Consider the following 18,846-nt stretch of genomic DNA (forward strand, 5'->3'; position numbering starts at 1 on the left):
CAGGGCCGGCCCTTTCGCGGGTAAACCCGCGCCTACGACGGCCTGCGTCCAACCTCCGATGTGTGCCCACCACCCATTGCGTTGTAGGAGCGGGTTTACCCGCGAATACGGTAGCGGCGGCAACGGTGAGCGGCAGGTGGAGATTGGCCAGCAGGCCCGGCCCATTCGCGGGTGAACCCGCTCCTACGCTCTATCCCCTTTGGCCTACCGCCCGCGCTTTCCGGGCAATGGCGCAAACAGGGCCTCGATTTCTTCATCGCCAAGCCGCCATTGCCCAGCCTGCCCGCCGTCCAGCAGGCTGGCTGCCAGTGCTGCCTTTTCCTGCTGCAGCAGCTGGATCTTCTCTTCCACCGTACCCCGGGTAATCAGCTTGAACACGAACACCGGCTTGTCCTGGCCGATGCGGTAGGCACGATCGGTAGCCTGGTTTTCGCTGGCCGGGTTCCACCAGGGGTCGAAGTGGATCACGGTGTCCGCTGCCGTCAGGTTCAAGCCAACGCCCCCCGCCTTGAGGCTGATCAGGAACACTTCGCTGTTACCTTGCTGGAACTGCTGCACTGGCGTGCGACGGTCGCGAGTGTCACCGGTCAGCAGGCTGTAGCGGATCTTGCGCTTCTCGAGTTCCTGCTCGATCAGCGCCAGCATCGAGGTGAACTGTGAGAACAACAACACCCTGCGCCCTTCGCTGAGCAGTTCTTCGAGCATTTCCAGCAGCGCCCCCAGCTTGCCCTTGTCGGCCTGGTTGCCTTTGCTTTCTACCCCCTTGACCAGGCGCAGGTCGCAGCACACCTGGCGCAGCTTGAGCAACGCGTCGAGGATCACGATCTGGCTGCGTGCGGCGCCATTGCGGGCGATTTCATCGCGGACTTTCTGGTCCATGGCCACTCGCACGGCCTCGTAGGTATCGCGCTGTGCATCACTGAGCTCGACCCAGTGCACCATCTCGGTCTTGGCCGGTAGCTCGGTGGCCACCTGCTCTTTGGTGCGACGCAGCAGGAACGGCCGGATGCGGCTGGCCAGGTGGGTCATGCGCTCGCTGTCACCGTGGCGTTCGATCGGGTTGCGGTAATCCTGATTGAAGCGCTTCAGGTCGCCCAGCCAGCCAGGCATCAGGAAGTGGAAGATCGACCACAGTTCGCCCAGGTTGTTTTCCATCGGCGTGCCGGTCAGGCACAGGCGCTGGCCGGCCTGTAGCTCGCAGACGGCGAGGGCGGCCTTGCTGCTACTGCTCTTGATGTTTTGCGCCTCGTCCAGTATCAGCATGTGCCAGGCCTGGGGGCGCAACTGTTCGAGGTCGCGTGGCATCAGGGCGTAAGTGGTCAGGACCAGATCGTACTCATGGAGCTTGGTGAAGTACTTGCTGCGCCCCGGCCCATGCAGTGCCAGGACGCGCAGGTCGGGCGCGAAGCGCTGGGCTTCGTCCAGCCAGTTGGGTATGAGGCTGGTTGGCATGACCACCAGGGCCGGTGTACTCAGGCGCCCGGATTGTTTCTCCAGCAGCAGATGGGCCAAGGCCTGCAGGGTCTTGCCCAGGCCCATGTCGTCGCCGAGGATGCCGCCGGTACCCATCTCGCGCAGGGCCTGCAGCCAGTTCAGGCCTTGCTGCTGATAAGGGCGCAAGCTGGCCTGCAGCCCGGTGGGCGGTTCTACCTGCAGGTCGCGGGCATCGCGCAGGCGGCGACCCAGATCGCGTACATGCTCGCCACCTTCCCAGTGCAGGGGCAGGCCTTCGATTTCGTTCAGGCGCGCGGCGTCGGCGCGCTCCAAGCGCAGGGACGGGCCTGCCGTGTCCTCATGCAAGTAGAGCTCGCCCAGGGTGCCCATGACGGCCTTGATGCGGCCGTAAGGCAGGGCGACGCGCAAAGCGGGGGCATCGAGACGGCCGCGGTTGAGGTCGATCAGCAGGTGTTCATCGTCACTGCGCCGGGCCAGTTCGCTAGGGCGTAGCAGCTCCGGGCTGCTGCGCAACAGTTGCAACACGATCGGCAGCAGGCTGTGGCGCTGGCCATCGACCACGATGCCTAGTTCCAGGTCGAACCATTCATGGCCGGGCGCTTCGTTGATGGTCGCATACCAGTCGTCCACCTCCTGCAGGTTGAAGGCGAAGTCGCGGTGAATGTCGATGTCCCAGCCGGCTTCGCGCAGGCGCGGCAGGCCTTCGCGGGCAAAGTGCAGCCAGGCTTCGTCGTCCGGCAACTGGTACATTTCGCCGGCGCTGTCGGGTAGGGCCTTGCTCTGGCGTGTGGCGGGTTTGAAACCGAAATCGCGCAGCATCTGGCGCAGCGCCTGCTCGGCTTGAGTCTGGCGGCGAATGCGCTGGCTGGTGCTGCCCGCCAGGCGGGTCAGCGGCTTTTCGTCGGTGCCGCTGGCCTGCAAGCCGTCATAATCGAACGCCAGTGCGGCGCGATGTTGCATTTGCCGCTGCATGCGACCGGTTTTTGGCATGTAGGCGGTGTATTCAAGGCTGCCGAGAGCAAGAAGGGGCTTTGGCTGGATGTTATCGAGCAGTTGCTCCTGCACTTGCGTCGGCGTCGGCACCTTGTGGCTGAGGGCATTGAGCTTGTGGCTCAAGGGTACGACAAGGTGTTCCGGTACATCGGGTGCGATGGTCAGCTGAACGGCGACGTGCGGATCCAGGCTGTGTTCGACCTTGCCCACTTCACGGGTCAGCAGGTTCAAGTAGTAAAGCGGCAGCAGCGGGATGACGCAGCGCAGCGTCTCTTCGCCGCTGTACCACCGCCCCCGGTAGTTTCCGTTGTCCAGGCGTACCCAGCGAAACTCGGCATGGCGCACCGGGCCTTCGTGAAGCAGGGGGAAGTCGGTATCGAAGAACATTCGCCCGGTTTCGAGGGCGCGCTGGAACAACTCACCACCTTCGTGGCCCTTCAGTCTGTAGCCGCGATCCTGGCCGCCACCCTGATTCAGGGCCGAGAGCAGACGCAGAATGCGGGTGTCTTCGTCTGTTACGAAGCGCGGTGGCTCGTAGAGAAAATCGTAAAGTGACTGGACGCGGCTGAAGCGGATGCCATCCTCCGTACGCGTGCCCTTGCGGACAAGCAGGGCGCAGCCGGCATCGTCGGTGAGCTGGAGCTGATAGCACACCATGCGTCCACGCTTGTCTTCGGTAGCGTCGGCTTTGGGCGGGGCCTGCTCCAGGCCGCTCAACCAGTGCTGCAGTTCGGCGGACAAGGTGCCCGGGTTGGCTTGCGTTACCTCACTGTTGGAAAAGCGGTCGCTCACGCAGAAAAGTGCAGCGGCGCAATGCTTGCAGTTGTGTCGTACCGGGCAATCGCATTCGCCGCGCACATGGCACCGGCCGCCCGCAACGTGCAACTCGATGTGTTGCCGGTAGTGGTTGTTGCCGCTTCCCTGGCAATTGGCCGTTATGCTCTGCCCATGAATGCCTTCCAGTTCGACCCTGCCTTCCTCGGCATAGCGCTCACCGCGCTGCAGGGTGGCCTTGCTGAATGATTGAATCCAGTTCGGATAGGCGTTCACCATCTCGGCAGCATCGTGCTTCATGGGCTTACTGCTCCATCATCTCCGGGTCCATCACTGGCATTTTCGGCGTGCCCGGTGGTGTCACCTTCAGCAGCACTGCCAGGTGCCCACCGTCGAGAAAGGTCAGCTGGCCGCCCTTGACGTTGCTGTTGCTCTGCCTGAACTGCTCGCTTTGCAGCACGTTGCCGTTGCCATCCAGCTGGTTGACCCAGAAGTTGGCCTCGACTGTGATGAAGCGGCCTTCAGCGATGCTCAGGTTGCCTTCGATAGGGAAGTGCCCGAACTGTTCGGTGCCTTCGCCCACGGCGATGCGGCTGGGTTCGCTGCCCACCTGCTGCTGCCAGGCTTTGTGCATGAGCACGGTGTAGTCGGCTGTGGCTGCCAGGCGGGTGGCTTCATCTTCCAGTGCCAGGCGGTGCTCGGCGTCTTTGCTCAGGCGTGGGGCGCCAGCGCTCCAGTCTTCGGGGGCGAACGGGCTGGTGAAGGCGGGCACGCTGTTCTGCCGCACCAGAATCATTTCTACCTGATACAGGCCTTCGCCGAAGGCAGCCGGGGCGAACAGCGCCAGCAGCAGGGTCAGGCAACGGATGGCACGCATGGGTCTTCCTTAGGCAGGCTGTGGGGTCAGGCGCTCGAACAGCGCCTCCAGGGTATTGAAACGTTCGTCGGGGCGTTCCATCGGTACCAGGAAGCGGAACTGGGTAGCGCCTTCGAACTTGTAACGTTTGGGCTGGCCCTGGATCAGCTTGATCAGGGTCAGTGGGTCGACCGGGGTTTCGGCTTCGAACTCGAGCTTGCCACCGTTGGGCCCCGCATCGACTTTCTTGATGCCGAGCTTTTCCGCGTGCAGCTTGAGCGACGTCAGGCGCATCAGGTTCTTGGTCGGCTCCGGCAGCAAGCCGAAGCGGTCGATCATCTCGACCTGCAGGTCCTTGAGGCCTTCCTCGTCGGCAGCCGAGGCAATGCGTTTGTACAGGATCAGGCGCGCATGCACGTCAGGCAGGTAGTCTTCGGGGATCAGTGCCGGCAGGCGCAGGTTGATCTCCGGGCCGCCGCCCAGTGGCTGCTCAAGGTTCGGCTGGGTACCTTTACGGATTGCCTTGACCGCACGCTCGAGCATTTCCATGTACAGGGTGAAGCCCACCGCCTGGATCTGCCCGCTCTGGCCTTCGCCCAGCAGCTCGCCGGCCCCGCGGATTTCCAGGTCGTTGGTGGCCAGCACGAAGCCTGCGCCCAGGTCTTGCGTGTTGGCGATTGCCTCCAGGCGCTTTTCGGCGTCGGCGCTGACCTTCTGACGGGTAGGTGTGAGCAGGTAGGCGTAAGCCTGGTGGTGGCTGCGGCCAACCCGGCCACGCAGCTGGTGCAGCTGGGCCAGGCCGAACTTGTCGGCGCGCTCGATGACGATGGTGTTGGCGCTGGGCACGTCGATACCGGTTTCGATAATGGTCGAGGCCACCAGCACGTTGAAGCGCTTGTGGTAGAAATCGCTCATCACCTGTTCCAGCTCGCGTTCGCGCATTTGCCCGTGGCCGATGCCGATGCGTGCCTCAGGCACCAGTTCGGCAAGGTCGGCGGCGCATTTTTCGATGGTTTTCACATCGTTGTGCAGGTAGTACACCTGGCCACCGCGCAACAGTTCGCGCAGCAGCGCCTCCTTGACCGTGCTCTTGTTCTGCTCCATGACGAAGGTGCGCACCGACAGGCGGCGTGCTGGCGGTGTGGCGATGATCGACAGGTCGCGCATGCCCGCCACCGCCATGTTCAGCGTGCGCGGAATCGGCGTGGCAGTCAGGGTGAGGATGTCGACCTCACTGCGCAGCGCCTTCAATTGTTCTTTCTGGCGCACGCCAAAGCGGTGCTCTTCATCGATGATGGCCAGGCCCAGGTCTTTGAAACGCACGTCGTCCTGCAACAGCTTGTGGGTGCCGATAAGGATGTCGATCTTGCCTTCGGCAAGGTCCGCGGCGGCGGCGGCCACTTCCTTGGCCGACTTGAAGCGGCTCATCACTTCCACGGTCACGGGCCAGTCGGCAAAGCGGTCGCGGAAGCTGTTGTAATGCTGCTGGGCAAGCAGGGTGGTGGGCACCAGTACGGCCACCTGACGGCCACTGTGCACGGCGATGAACGCTGCGCGCATGGCCACTTCGGTCTTGCCGAAGCCCACGTCGCCGCAGACCAGGCGGTCCATTGGCTTGGGTGCCAGCATATCGGCGCGCACGGCCTCGATGGCGGCCTGCTGATCCGGGGTTTCCTCGAACGGGAAGCCGGCGCTGAAGGTGGCGTAGTCGACGGACGGGTCGGCAAACGCGTAGCCCTTGCGTGCGGCGCGGCGAGCATAGATGTCGAGCAGTTCGGCGGCCACGTCGCGGACCTGTTCGGCGGCCTTGCGCTTGGCCTTCTGCCAGGCCTCCGAACCCAACCGGTGCAACGGTGCCAGGGCGTCGTCGCTGCCGGTGTAGCGGGCGATCAGGTGCAGGTTGGCCACCGGCACATACAGCTTGGCGTTTTCGGCGTATTCCAGCGTCAGGAATTCGGCGGCCTGGCCGTCGATTTCCAGGGTGGCCAGGCCCAGATAGCGGCCGACGCCATGGTCGATGTGCACCACCGGCGCACCTTCGCGCAGCTCGGTGAGGTTCTTGATGACCGCGTCGTTGGCGGTTTCGCCGCGCTTGTCACGGCGCCGGCGCTGCATCACCCGTTGGCCGAACAGTGGGCTTTCGGCAATCAGGGCCAGGCCTGGGTCGTCCAGCAGCAGGCCGTCGTCCAGCGGGGCGATGGTGATCGCCAGGCGCTCGGCACCGGTAATGAAATCGTCCCAGCCTTCGACGGTCTGTGGGCGCAGCTTCAGCCGTTCGAGCAGCTCCAGCAGCACTTCACGACGGCCTGCTGATTCGGCCGTGAACAGTACGCGGCCGGGGAACTGGTCGAGGAAGTTGGCCAGCTCGGCCAGCGGCTGGTTGGCCTTGGCCTCGATGGCCAGGTTGGGCAGGGCGCGCGCCGGGAAGCGCTCGCGGCCCGCGCCAGGGTCGAGCGCTTCGCTGCTGACCACCACCCGGGGCCACTGCTTGAGCTGGGCGAAGCAATCTTCCACCGGCAGGAACAGCTCGGCCGGCGGCAACAGCGGCCGGCTGAGGTCGCCGCGGCGGTCTTCATAACGCCCGCGCACGTCGTTCCAGAAGTGCTCGGCGGCCTGTTCCACACCGGGTAGCGAGAACACCTGGGTGTCGGTCGGCAGGTAGTCGAACAGGGTCGAGGTTTCTTCGAAGAACAGCGGCAGGTAGTACTCGATACCGGCGGGGATGATGCCGCTGGCCAGGTCCTGGAAGATTGCACTGCGGCGGAAGTCGACGTCGAAGCGCTCGCGAAAACGTGCCTTGAAGCGGGTCACTTCTTCCTTCTGCATCGGGAATTCGCGTGCTGGCAGCAGGCGCACCGAATCCACCTTGTCGATCGAGCGCTGGGTCTCGGGGTCGAAGGTGCGCAGCGTCTCGATCTCGCTATCGAACAGGTCGATGCGATAGGGCAGTTTGCTGCCCATCGGGAACAGGTCGATCAGTGCACCGCGCACGGCGAACTCGCCATGCTCGTAGACGGTGTCGACACAACGATAGCCGCTGGCCTCCAGGCGCGTGCGCATCTGCTCCACGTCGATGGTCTGGCCCACATCCAGCACCAGGCTGCTGCCCAGCAGAAAGCGCGTGGGCGCCAGGCGGTGCAGGGCGGTGGTGATCGGCACCACGAGGATGCCGTGGCTCAGCTCCGGCAGGCGGTACAGGCTGGCGATGCGTTGGGAGATGATGTCCTGGTGCGGCGAGAACAGGTCGTAGGGCAGGGTTTCCCAATCGGGGAACGGCAGCACGGGCAGGTCCGGGGCAAAGAAGCGCAGCTCCTGCTCCAGACGGTCGGCGGCCTGGCTGTCGGCCGTCAGCAGCAGGGTGAAGCGGCCAGCGCTGCTGGCGGCTTCGGCGATGGCAAGGCTGAGGGCGGCACCGGGCAGGTTGCCCCAGGTTTGTTTGCCGGCCGTGGCCGACATTTGCGGTAGGCGCAGAACTGACACGGGAGATTGCACTCCAAGCGTTGCGGCAAAGAGACCGATTGTACCGGTGACAGTGTCGGCTGTCAGGCTCGAAAGGGCATGAGCACTGGCTTGCGTCGCTGCGACAGGCACTCATTGCCGGTTCCGCGTTGGGGCGTCATAATGTAGCCCCTTTTTTCTGTCCCTACATGTGGAAGGTTCCCGTGACTCAGAAGCCCGACCAGTGTCTTGGTGAGTGGATTGATCGTGAAGCCCTGGCTGAAGCGATGATCCCGCTTATCGGTCAGCTCTACCGCAATAACAACGTGGTGAGCTCGATTTATGGCCGCAGCCTGATCAACCGTTCGGTTATCTCGATCCTCAAGGCGCACCGCTTTGCGCGCCACCGCCAAACCGACGAAACCGAACTGTCCGTCCACGAGACATTCCCCCTGCTCAAGGCCATGAGCGAGCTGAAACTGGGCGCCGCATCGGTCGACCTGGGCAAGCTGGCCAACAAGTTCAAGCAGGAAGGCAATGGCCGCACTGCCGAGCAGTTCGTCCGTGAAGAGCTGGCCGACGTGGTTGGCCAGCAGAACGCGTCGGCGCGCAAAGGCACCGACGTTGTCCTGTACGGTTTCGGTCGCATCGGCCGCCTGCTGGCGCGCATCCTGATCGAGAAGACCGGTGGTGGTGACGGCCTGCGTCTGCGTGCCATCGTCGTGCGCAAGGGCGCCGAAAACGACCTCGTCAAGCGTGCCAGCCTGCTGCGCCGTGACTCGGTGCACGGTCCGTTCGATGGCACCATCACCATCGACGAAGCCAACAACACCATCACTGCCAACGGCAACCTGATCCAGGTTATCTACGCCAAGAACCCGAGCGAAGTCGACTACACCCAGTACGGCATCGACAATGCGCTTATCGTCGACAACACCGGTGTCTGGCGTGACGCCGACGGCCTGGGCCAGCACCTGGCCTGCCCGGGTGCTGCCCGCGTGATCCTCACCGCACCTGGCAAGGGCGCGCTGAAGAACATCGTGCACGGAATCAACCACGGTGACATCACTGCCGATGACAAGATCATCTCGGCGGCCTCCTGCACCACCAACGCCATCGTGCCGGTGCTCAAGGCCATCAACGATCAGTACGGCATCGTCAACGGCCACGTCGAAACCGTTCACTCGTTCACCAACGACCAGAACCTGATCGACAACTTCCACAAGGGCAGCCGCCGTGGCCGTGCCGCGCCGCTGAACATGGTAATCACCGAAACCGGCGCCGCCACCGCTGCTGCCAAGGCACTGCCAGTGCTGAAGGGCAAGCTGACCGGCAACGCCATTCGTGTCCCGACGCCGAACGTTTCGATGGCCATCCTGAACCTGAACCTGGAAAAGGCCACCACCCGCGACGAGATCAACGAGTACCTGCGCCAGACCGCCATGCACTCGGAGCTGCACAAGCAGATCGACTACGTGGCTTCGCAGGAAGTGGTTTCGACCGACTTCGTGGGCTCGCGCCACGCCGGTGTGGTTGACGCAGAGGCGACCATCGCCAACGACAACCGCGTTGTTCTGTACGTCTGGTACGACAACGAATTCGGTTATAGCTGCCAGGTGGTTCGTGTGATGGAAGACATGGCCGGTGTGAACCCGCCAGCGTTTCCACGCTGATTCGCTTGTAAGGCAATGAAAAAACGGGAACCTTCGGGTTCCCGTTTTTTTTATTCTGAATGTGTGTTGTCAGTGCTGGCCCTTTCGCGGGTAAACCCGCTCCTACAGGATTATCACTGCCCCTGTAGGAGCGGGTTTACCCGCGAAGAGGCCAGCACCGGCAACCGAGAAACCCTACTGTGCGCACAGCCCTACTGTTCATTCTGCTGCTACTCACCGCCTGCAATCAGGGCCCCACCCTGGAGCGCCTGGGTGGCCCGACCATGGGCAGCAGCTACAGCATCCAGTACGTCCGCGAGCCTGGTGGTCCGGTGCCAGCCCAGGTGCAGAGGGCGGTTGAAACCATCCTGCATGACATCGACCACCACTACTCGACCTACCGCGGCGATTCCATCGTCAGCCAGTTCAACCGGTTACCCGCCGGCCAGTGCCTGGCCCTGCCGCCCGATATGCTCGAATTGGTCAGCCTCGGCCAGCACCTTGCCGAACAGAGCGATGGCGCTTTCGATCTCACGGTGGAGCCTTTGCTCGACCTGTGGGGCTTCGGCCCTCAGGCCCGTCACGAGCAGGTGCCCGAACCACAGGCACTGGCCCAGGTACGCCGGCGTGTGGGTTACCAGCACCTGCGCGTCAAAGGTCGAGCCCTGTGCAAGGATGCCCCGGTGCAGCTCGACTTCAACAGCATCGTCGCCGGCCATGCTGTCGACTTGATCGCTGCGCGCCTGCAGGCCATGGGTGTCAGCAGTTTTGTTGCCGAGGTCACTGGCGAGTTGAAGGCGGTTGGCCGCAAGCCTGACGGCGGCCCTTGGCGCATTGCCCTGGAACTGCCCCGCGAAGACCGGCAGGTCGCCCGCCAGATCATCCCGGTCAATAGCCTTTCAGTATCAACCTCGGGTGACTATCGGCACTATTTCGAGCAGAATGGCCGGCGCTATTCGCACACCTTCGATGCCCGCCTCGGGCGACCGGTCGAGCATGACCTGGCGGCCGTTACGGTGCTGGACGCCTCAGCACTGCAGGCCGACGGCTATTCGACGCTGCTGCTCATCCTGGGGCCGCAGCGAGGCTGGGATTTTGCCGTGGCGCATGACCTGGCGGCGGTTTTGGTGACTCGGGCGGAGGGTGGCTTCGTCTCCCGAGCTACGCCCGCGTTCGAACGGGCAGTGAAAGGCCAGTGAAAGCACAAGCAGGGATGATTGCCGCCAGGGAATGGGTGAAGCATATGTAGTGCGGGCGAAATTGGCCTACGACGCGACCAAGGGTTAATGTGCGCGGCGTTCAGGGTTGATTAGACTGCACCCGAATTTTCTCATGGCGCCCCGGCGGCATGATCGTGCCCCGCGAGCGACCGTGGCTTGCGGGCCAGTTCTGAAGGAGTACGCATGGCTGTCTACAACTACGACGTAGTGGTGCTGGGTTCCGGCCCGGCCGGTGAAGGCGCGGCAATGAACGCCGCCAAAGCAGGGCGCAAGGTAGCGATGGTCGATGACCGTCGCCAGGTCGGTGGCAACTGCACCCATCTGGGTACCATTCCGTCCAAGGCACTGCGTCACTCGGTGCGGCAGATCATGCAGTTCAACACCAACCCGATGTTTCGTGCCATCGGTGAGCCACGCTGGTTCTCGTTCCCGGACGTGCTGAAAAGCGCCGAGAAGGTCATCGCCAAGCAGGTGGCATCGCGCACTGGCTACTATGCCCGTAACCGCGTCGACGTGTTCTTCGGCACCGGCAGCTTCGCCGACGAGCAAACCGTGGAAGTGGTGTGCCCGAACGGGGTGGTCGAGAAACTCAACGCCAAGCACATCATCATCGCGACTGGTTCGCGCCCCTACCGCCCGGCCGACATCGACTTCCACCACCCGCGCGTCTACGACAGCGACACCATCCTCAGCCTCAGCCATACCCCGCGCAAGCTGATCGTGTACGGTGCCGGCGTGATCGGTTGCGAATACGCTTCGATCTTCAGTGGCCTGGGCGTATTGGTCGAGCTGGTCGACAACCGTGGCCAACTGCTGAGCTTCCTCGATTCGGAAATTTCCCAGGCACTGAGCTACCACTTCAGCAACAACAACATCACCGTGCGTCACAACGAAGAGTATGAGCGCGTCGAAGGTTTGGATAACGGGGTGATCCTGCACCTCAAGTCGGGCAAGAAGATCAAGGCCGACGCCTTGCTGTGGTGCAACGGTCGTACCGGCAACACCGACAAGCTGGGCCTGGAAAACATCGGCATCAAGGTGAACAGTCGCGGCCAGATCGAGGTCGACGAGGCCTACCGCACCGCCGTGCCGAACATCTATGGCGCCGGTGACGTGATCGGCTGGCCAAGCCTGGCCAGTGCGGCCCATGACCAGGGCCGGTCGGCCGCTGGCAGCATTGTCGACAATGGCAGCTGGCGCTTCGTCAACGACGTGCCGACCGGTATCTACACCATTCCGGAGATCAGCTCGATCGGCAAGAACGAGCAGGAACTGACCCAGGCCAAGGTACCGTACGAAGTGGGCAAGGCCTTCTTCAAGGGCATGGCGCGTGCGCAGATCGCCGGCGAGCCGCAGGGTATGCTGAAGATCCTGTTCCACCGCGAAACCCTGGAAATCCTCGGCGTGCATTGCTTCGGCTACCAGGCTTCGGAAATTGTCCACATTGGCCAGGCGATCATGAACCAGCCAGGTGAGCACAACAACCTGAAGTACTTCGTCAACACCACGTTCAACTACCCGACCATGGCCGAAGCCTATCGGGTAGCTGCCTATGACGGCCTGAACCGGCTTTTTTGAGCGGCTCCGACCGGTGGCCTGAGCCGGTCGGAGAGACCGATTTCAACCCTACCCGAGGGTGGTCTTGGCCAAACCGGGAAAGTCTGTAATCAGGCTGTCCACACCAAAGTCAGCCAGCCGGCGCATCAGTGCCGGCTCGTTGACCGTCCACACCGACACATGCAAACCCTGGCCCTGTGCTTTGAGCAGGCGCTCGGGGGTGCACAGTGTCCAGTTCAATGCCAGCAGCTCGCAGCCATAGTTATGTGCCACCTTCAGCGGGTCGAGCCAGGCGTATTCGGCCACCAGCCCGCGCTTCACGTCTGGCACCAGTTCCAGGGCGGCGCCCAGTACTTCGCGTGAACTGGAGGTGATGGTCACCTTGTCCAGCAGGCCATATTGCTGGGCCAGTTCACGGATCGCCAGGACAGTGGTAGCCGCACGGGTGCGCGAGGCGCTTTTCACTTCCAGCTGCCAGTGCTCGAACGGGCATTTTTTGAACAGCTCTTCCAGTTTCGGGATCGGGCAGGGCTGCACATGGCCCGGGCCGCCTTTGCGGGCATCGATCATGACCAGTTCGGCGGCCGGGTGCTCGACTACTTTGCCGCGCCGGCCAGTGGTGCGCTTGAGGGTGGGGTCGTGGATGACCATCAGTTCGTTGTCGGATGACAGGTGCAGGTCCAGCTCGCAGCGGGTCACGCCATGTGCCAGGCATTGCTGAAAGCTTTTCAGGGTGTTCTCGGGTGCTTCGCCCTTGGCGCCGCGATGGCCGTAGATCAGGGTCACGTTCGTTCCTTCAAATCAGGGAAAAATTGGCTCAGGAGGCGGGGTCGTTCAGTTCCAGCTGCTGGCGCCGTTGTTGTTGCTGGCGCTGCAGGATGTAACGGGCCAGCAGTTGTCGTTGGGCGTCGGTCATGTCGATGAACTCGGTGCCGACCTCGAAGCCGCCCTCCGGGCGAGGGTCGCAATGGCTGACTCTGCCGCGCAGCAGCAGGCCATGGGCGCGCGGCATCAGCACCATTTTCACTTTCACCCGGGTACCGGGGGCAATCGGTGTGGCTTGGACGGATTCGATGCCGCCTTCGGAAATGACCACCGGTAGTGGCTCGCCGACTTCGCCAAGCAGGGTTTGCGCAACCACCGCGCTGAGCAAGTCGAGGCGCTTGCTCTGTGCTCGCAGGAAGGCGGCGAGGGTGCGGTCCTTGTCGCTCAGCTGGCGCAACAGGTGTTGCGACTCGAAGTCGGACAGGTGCAGCTCGCTGAGCAGGTTGAATAACGGCGAATCATCTTGCAACACATCTGGCTCGAGGGCTTCGGCCGCGCTAAGGGGGCTTATTTGAAGTGCGATCCGATCTTCGATGCGGTAGTATTCGCGGCGATCTTCTTCGTCTAATGTCGTCATGGCGAACCCAAGGTAGCGGCGGTGGTCCGAGTGTAAAGCCGTCGTAGGCGCCTCGCCACAAGGACGTTCCCTTTCATCCGAACAAGCCCCGACATGTTCAGACCTCTTTTCGCATTCATCGGCACGCGTTATACCCGTGCCAAACGTCGCAATCACTTCGTCTCGTTCATTTCCCTGACCTCGATGATCGGCCTCGCCCTGGGCGTGGTGGTGATGATCGTGGTGCTGTCGGTGATGAACGGTTTCGACCACGAGATGCGCACCCGCGTGTTGGGCATGATTCCCCATGCCACGCTGGAGAGCGGCCAGCCCATTGCCGACTGGCAGGCCCTTGCCCAACAAGTAAAGCAGAATCCGCAGGTGGTAGCGGTTGCGCCGTTCACCCAGATGCAGGGCCTGCTGACCCATGATGGCAAGGTGCAGAAGGTGCTGCTCAATGGCATCGACCCCGCTCGCGAGCGCGAGGTGTCGATCATCGACAACTTCGTCCAGCAAGGCCGCCTTGACCAGTTGGCACCGGGCGAGTGGGGCATCATGATCGGCGACAAGGCGGCGGCCAAGCTGGGCGTTGCCATCGGCGACAAGCTCACCTTCGTCGCCCCCGAGGTCAGCGTGACCCCCGCCGGCATGTTCCCGCGCATGAAGCGCTTCACCGTGGTCGGCACCTTCCACGTTGGCGCGGGCGAGATCGATGGCTACCTGGGCCTGACCAATATCAGCGACCTGTCCCGCCTGCACCGCTGGAGGCCCGACCAGGTCCAGGGCCTGCGCCTGAAGTTCGACGACCTGTTCCAGGCGCCGCGCGTAGCCTGGAGCATCGCCCAGCAGCTGGGCGACCAGGAATTCTATAGCCGTGACTGGACCCGTACCCACGGCAACCTGTACCAGGCGATCCGTATGGAAAAGGCCATGATCGGCCTGCTGTTGCTGCTGATCGTGGCGGTCGCAGCGTTCAACATCATTTCCACCCTGGTGATGGTGGTCAACGACAAGCGCGGCGACATCGCCATCCTGCGCACCCTGGGCGCCACGCCCGGGCAGATCATGCTCATCTTCATGGTCCAGGGCACGGTGATTGGGGTGATCGGTACCCTGATCGGCGCCGTGGTCGGGATCTTCGCGGCGCTAAACGTGAGCGCGGCGATCGCTGGCATCGAGAAACTGATCGGGCACAAGTTCCTCAACGCCGACGTGTACTTCATCGATTACCTGCCGTCGCAGATCCTGGCCCAGGACGTGTACATGGTCTGCGGTGCGGCACTGGTCCTGAGTTTCTTCGCCACCCTGTATCCGGCCTGGCGTGCGGCCCGCACCCAGCCTGCAGAGGCGCTACGTTATGAGTGAGTCGCGCATGAGTGATAAAGCCGTTCTGAGTTGCCGCAACCTGGGCAAGTCCTACGACGAGGGCCCGGAGTCGGTGCAGGTACTGTCCGGGCTCAACCTGGAGCTGCAGGCCGGTGAGCGGGTGGCCATCGTCGGCAGTTCCGGCTCTGGCAAGAGTACCTTGCTCAACCTGCTGGGCGGCCTCGACCGGCCGACCCAAGGCAGCGTATGGCTGGCTGGCGAAGAGCTGTCGGCACTGGGCGAGCGTGCCCGTGGCCTGCTGCGCAACCGTGAGTTGGGCTTTGTCTACCAGTTTCACCACCTGCTGCCGGAATTCACCGCCATCGAGAACGTGTGCATGCCGTTGCTGATCGGCCGAACGCCCATCCCCGAGGCCCGGGAGCGTGCCGAGGCGCTGCTCAAGCGGGTAGGCCTGGGTCACCGCTTGAGCCACAAGCCGGCCGAGCTGTCCGGCGGCGAGCGCCAGCGCGTGGCGATTGCCCGGGCGCTGGTCAACCGCCCCGGCCTGGTGATGCTCGACGAGCCGACCGGCAACCTCGACCACCATACCGCCCAGGGCATCCAGGAGCTGATGCAGGAGCTGTCCGGTGCCTCGCGCACGGCATTCCTGGTGGTCACCCACGACCTCAACCTGGCGCGGCAGATGGACCGTGTGCTGAAGCTCGACGATGGCCACCTGGTGGCCATCTGATCGACTGCCGGGGTGGCAGGTGCTGCCCCGTTTTCCTGTTTTCATTGGGTGATTTCGTACATGTTCAGACCCTTGCCCATCTTTATCGGCGCGCGCTACACCCGAGCCAAGCGTCGCAACCACTTCATTTCGTTCATCTCGATGACTTCGATGATCGGCCTGTCGCTGGGCGTGCTGGCGATGATCGTGGTGCTGTCGGTGATGAACGGCTTCCAGCGCGAAATGAGCTCGCGCATTCTCGGCCTGGTGCCGCATGCCGCCATCCTTGGCCTGCAGCCGCTGGACGATTGGCACAAGGTGGCCGATGCAGCCATGAAGAACCCGGCGGTGATGGCAGTGGCGCCGATTACCGAGATGGAAGGCATGCTGTCGTACAAGGGCGCCATGCAGCCGATCCAGGTGGGGGGTATCGACCCGGCCGAGGAGGGCAAGGTTTCCATCGTTGGCCAGCACATCGTCCAAGGCCGCCTGCAGGGCTTGCAGCCAGGTGAATTCGGCGTGGTCATCGGCGAGCTGACCGCACGCCGCTTCCGTCTGAATACCGGCGACAAGCTGACCTTGATCGTGCCGGAAATCAGCAAGGAACCGGGTGGCATCACCCCGCGCATGCAGCGCCTCACCGTGGTTGGCATCTTCAAGGTCGGCGCCGAGCTGGATGGGTCGCAGGCCTATATCCATGTTGCGGATGCCGCCGAGATGCAACGCTGGGCGCCAGGCCAGGTGCAAGGTGTGCGGCTGAAGCTGCACGACCTGTATGCCGCTCCGCAGGTGTCCAAGGCGATTGCTGCCGGGCTTGGTGACGCCTACCGCGCCGATGACTGGTCGCATACCCAGGGCAGCCTGTTCAGCGCCATGAAGATGGAAAAGACCATGATCGGTCTGCTGCTGATGATGATCATCGCGGTGGCGGCGTTCAATATCATCGCCACCCTGGTGATGGTGGTGAACGACAAGGGGCCGGACATTGCCATCCTGCGTACCTTGGGTGCCACGCCGGCGCAGATCATGGGTACGTTCATGGTCCAGGGCAGCCTGATCGGCATTGTCGGCACGCTGATTGGTGGCGTACTGGGCGTGATTGCGGCGTTCAATGTCAGTCAGATTGTCGGTTGGCTGGAGCGGGTGAGCGGGCAGCACATCTTCACGTCGGATGTGTATTTCGTCAGCAGCTTGCCGTCGCAGTTACAGTGGGGGGATGTGGCGATCATCTGCACCGCCGGCCTGGTGATGAGTTTCCTGGCGACCATTTACCCGGCCTACCGGGCGTCGCAGGTGCAGCCGGCGATTGGCCTGGCGGTTTGATGCTTGCCTGAGATCCTGGGGGCGTAAAGCGCCCCAGGGTTACCGATCTTGAGTGAAGTCGATCACGAATCGGGTCCACCCACCCTCGCACTCCGCCCGTATGCACCCGCCATGGGCCTGCACGATCGACCGGGTAATCGCCAAGCCCAGCCCTGCATGCTCGCTGCTGCCTTCCCGCCGAGCCGGGTCCACCCGGTAGAACCGGTCAAACAGCCGCGGTAGCGCCGCCGGGTCGATAGCCAGCCCGGTATTGGCCACGTTAATCGTCGGTCCCGGCCCCAAGGTTACCTTTATCTGTCCTCCTGCCGGCGTGAAGCGCATGGCGTTGTCCAGCAGGTTGGACAGCGCCCGGCGCAGCATATGCTGGTCACCGAGCAGCACGGCTTCACCCTCGCGCAGCATTTGCACGTCGCTGTCTTCGGCCAGCGGCGCATAGTACTCCAGCAGCGCATCCACCTCGTCATGCAGCGCCAAAGGCGCGTGGCCCGGTACCAGCAGGCCGTGGTCGGCCTTGGCCAGAAACAGCATGTCGTTGATCATCTGCGCCATCCATTGCAGTTCTTCCAGGTTGCCATGCAGCGCCTCGCGGTATTCTTCGAGGCTGCGTGGGCGGGTGAGGGTGACCTGGGTGTGGGTCAGCAGGTTGGACAGCGGCGTACGTAACTCGTGGGCGATATCGGCGGAAAACGCTGACAGGCGCTGGAAGGCATCGTCCAGGCGCTGCAGCATCGCGTTCATGCTGCTGGCCAGTTCGGCCAGTTCTTCGGGCATCTGCGCCACCGGCAGACGGGTGGTGAGGGAGCGCGCTGACACGCTGGCGGCCACCTGGCCCATCTGCCGCAATGGTCGCAGGCCGCTGCGGGCGGCCCAGGCACCCAGTAGTGCGGTGGTTAGCGCCGACAGGCCGACCGTCAGCCATATCAGCCGTTGCATGCCTTGGAGGAAGTGCTGGTGGTGGGTGATGTCGAGGTACAGGGTCAGTCGCGGCGACTGCATGGCGCTCTGCATCAGGGGTACGGACAGGCTGCGGTAGTCGATGCCTGGCGCATGCAGGGTGGCCAGCCCGGTGGCCTGCGCTGCAAGCGGCAGCCCGCTGCGGCTTTCGAACCAGGTAACGCCATTGCTGGCGCTGATACGCAGGGCCAGGTCTGCCTGGTGACTCAGTTCATCGTGCAGGGCAGGCAGGCGGGCCTGGAGTTCATCAGCCGTGCTGACGCCAGCCAGTTGCGTACGGAACAATGACAGGCGCGAGTCCAGCAGTTGTTGGTCGAGCTCGATGAAGTGCTGCTCGCTGGCCCGGCTGAATAACAGGCCGGCGCCCAGCGAGACGGTGGCGGTGCAGGCGGCGAACAGCAGGGCCAGGCGGCTGCCGAGGGAAATCCGGCGCATCACTCGGTGCGCTCTTCAAGTACGTAACCCATGCCGCGTACGGTGTGGATCAGCTTGTTGGGGTGTGGGTCGTCGATCTTCAGGCGCAGGCGGCGGATGGCCACTTCGATCACGTTGGTGTCGCTGTCGAAGTTCATGTCCCATACCTGCGAGGCGATCAGCGATTTTGGCAGCACCTCGCCCTGGCGGCGCAGCAGCAGTTCAAGGAGTGAAAACTCCTTGGCGGTCAGGTCGATGCGCAGCCCGGCACGCTCGGCACGGCGGCGGATCAGGTCCAGACGCAGGTCGGCCAGGCACAGGGTGGTGTCCTGGCTCGGGCTGGTGCCTCGGCGCAGCAGGCTGCGTACCCGGGCCAGCAGTTCGGAAAAGGCGAACGGCTTGACCAGATAATCGTCGGCGCCCAGTTCCAGACCATGCACACGATCCTCGACGGCGTCGCGGGCGGTCAGGAACAGCACTGGGGTATCCAGGCCAGCCTGGCGCACGGCCTGAAGGATCTGCCAGCCGTCGCGGCCGGGCAGCATCACGTCGAGGATCAGCAGGTCGTGGTCGCCAGTCAGGGCGAGGAACTGGCCGGTCTCGCCATCGGTAGCCAACTCGGTGGCAAAGCCGGCCTCGCTCAGGCCTTGGCTCAGGTACTGGCCGGTGCGGGCCTGGTCTTCGACGATCAGCAGTTTCATGCACTGTCCATAATCTGAAAGTTAGCGTAGCCAATGGGCGTTGTTTTACCCTGCTAGCACAGGAGCAATGTGATGGCTGAAATGATACGTGAC

The 18,846-nt window shown here is 63.3% G+C and carries 13 protein-coding genes; 6 read left to right on the forward strand and 7 right to left on the reverse strand.

The features are described from left to right. Positions 1-204 precede the first annotated feature (204 nt). Genes ACF8EF_RS07085 through mfd form a run of 3 tightly spaced genes read right to left on the reverse strand, consistent with a single transcriptional unit; the run spans position 205 to position 7,558 of the window. Complete coding sequence (locus ACF8EF_RS07085; protein ID WP_176684850.1) at positions 205-3,522, reverse strand: SNF2-related protein; 3,318 nt, start codon at positions 3,520-3,522, stop codon at positions 205-207. Positions 3,523-3,526: 4 nt separating this feature from the next. Beyond that, a complete protein-coding gene (locus ACF8EF_RS07090; RefSeq protein ID WP_176684851.1) occupies positions 3,527-4,099 on the reverse strand; it encodes a CsiV family protein in 573 nt (190 codons plus the stop codon). A gap of 9 nt (positions 4,100-4,108) precedes the next feature. After that, positions 4,109-7,558 (reverse strand): transcription-repair coupling factor, encoded by a 3,450-nt coding sequence (gene mfd / locus ACF8EF_RS07095; protein ID WP_392461032.1) that lies wholly within the window; start codon positions 7,556-7,558, stop codon positions 4,109-4,111. A gap of 167 nt (positions 7,559-7,725) precedes the next feature. Between mfd and ACF8EF_RS07100 the strand changes: the two genes are divergently transcribed. From ACF8EF_RS07100 to sthA, 3 genes are all read left to right on the forward strand, one after another. Then, positions 7,726-9,189, forward strand: a complete 1,464-nt coding sequence (locus ACF8EF_RS07100; protein ID WP_176684853.1) for a glyceraldehyde-3-phosphate dehydrogenase — start codon at positions 7,726-7,728, stop codon at positions 9,187-9,189. Positions 9,190-9,368: 179 nt separating this feature from the next. Then, positions 9,369-10,367 carry an FAD:protein FMN transferase gene (locus ACF8EF_RS07105; RefSeq protein ID WP_209964643.1) on the forward strand — a complete coding sequence of 333 codons (999 nt, stop codon included), beginning with the start codon at positions 9,369-9,371 and terminating at the stop codon, positions 10,365-10,367. Positions 10,368-10,571: 204 nt separating this feature from the next. Next, on the forward strand, positions 10,572-11,966 hold the full coding sequence (gene sthA / locus ACF8EF_RS07110; RefSeq protein WP_176684855.1) for a Si-specific NAD(P)(+) transhydrogenase: 1,395 nt from the start codon (positions 10,572-10,574) through the stop codon (positions 11,964-11,966). A 48-nt stretch (positions 11,967-12,014) separates the two neighbouring features. Here sthA and ACF8EF_RS07115 read toward each other — a convergent pair whose 3' ends face one another. Both ACF8EF_RS07115 and ACF8EF_RS07120 read right to left on the reverse strand, forming a co-directional pair. Further along, positions 12,015-12,731: a glycerophosphodiester phosphodiesterase gene (locus ACF8EF_RS07115; RefSeq protein WP_176684856.1), complete on the reverse strand. Its 717-nt coding sequence runs from the start codon at positions 12,729-12,731 to the stop codon at positions 12,015-12,017. Between the two features lie 31 nt (positions 12,732-12,762). After that, the gene (locus ACF8EF_RS07120; protein WP_176684857.1) at positions 12,763-13,347 is read right to left on the reverse strand and encodes a PilZ domain-containing protein; all 585 of its coding nucleotides are present in this window, start codon (positions 13,345-13,347) and stop codon (positions 12,763-12,765) included. Between the two features lie 93 nt (positions 13,348-13,440). Here ACF8EF_RS07120 and ACF8EF_RS07125 point away from each other — a divergent pair, with 93 nt between their 5' ends. From ACF8EF_RS07125 to ACF8EF_RS07135, 3 genes are read left to right on the forward strand one after another with little or no spacing between them, the layout of a single operon-like run. Next, the gene (locus ACF8EF_RS07125) at positions 13,441-14,691 is read left to right on the forward strand and encodes a lipoprotein-releasing ABC transporter permease subunit (RefSeq protein ID WP_176684858.1); all 1,251 of its coding nucleotides are present in this window, start codon (positions 13,441-13,443) and stop codon (positions 14,689-14,691) included. Positions 14,692-14,698: 7 nt separating this feature from the next. Further along, positions 14,699-15,382, forward strand: coding sequence for a lipoprotein-releasing ABC transporter ATP-binding protein LolD (lolD, locus tag ACF8EF_RS07130; protein WP_176684859.1), 684 nt, complete (start codon positions 14,699-14,701; stop codon positions 15,380-15,382). A gap of 60 nt (positions 15,383-15,442) precedes the next feature. After that, on the forward strand, positions 15,443-16,684 hold the full coding sequence (locus tag ACF8EF_RS07135) for a lipoprotein-releasing ABC transporter permease subunit (RefSeq protein WP_176684860.1): 1,242 nt from the start codon (positions 15,443-15,445) through the stop codon (positions 16,682-16,684). A gap of 39 nt (positions 16,685-16,723) precedes the next feature. On the opposite strand, the gene cinS is transcribed toward ACF8EF_RS07135, so the two are convergent. Together cinS and cinR are read right to left on the reverse strand one after the other, a co-directional pair. Further along, a complete protein-coding gene (gene cinS / locus ACF8EF_RS07140; protein ID WP_176684861.1) occupies positions 16,724-18,076 on the reverse strand; it encodes a two-component system sensor histidine kinase CinS in 1,353 nt (450 codons plus the stop codon). Beyond that, the gene (gene cinR / locus ACF8EF_RS07145) at positions 18,073-18,753 is read right to left on the reverse strand and encodes a two-component system response regulator CinR (protein ID WP_176684862.1); all 681 of its coding nucleotides are present in this window, start codon (positions 18,751-18,753) and stop codon (positions 18,073-18,075) included. Before cinR ends, cinS begins: the two co-directional genes overlap by 4 nt. Positions 18,754-18,846 lie beyond the last annotated feature (93 nt).

The sequence above is a fragment of the Pseudomonas sp. zjy_15 genome, assembly GCF_043101865.1.
Taxonomy (GTDB): Bacteria; Pseudomonadota; Gammaproteobacteria; order Pseudomonadales; family Pseudomonadaceae; genus Aquipseudomonas; species Aquipseudomonas putida_Y.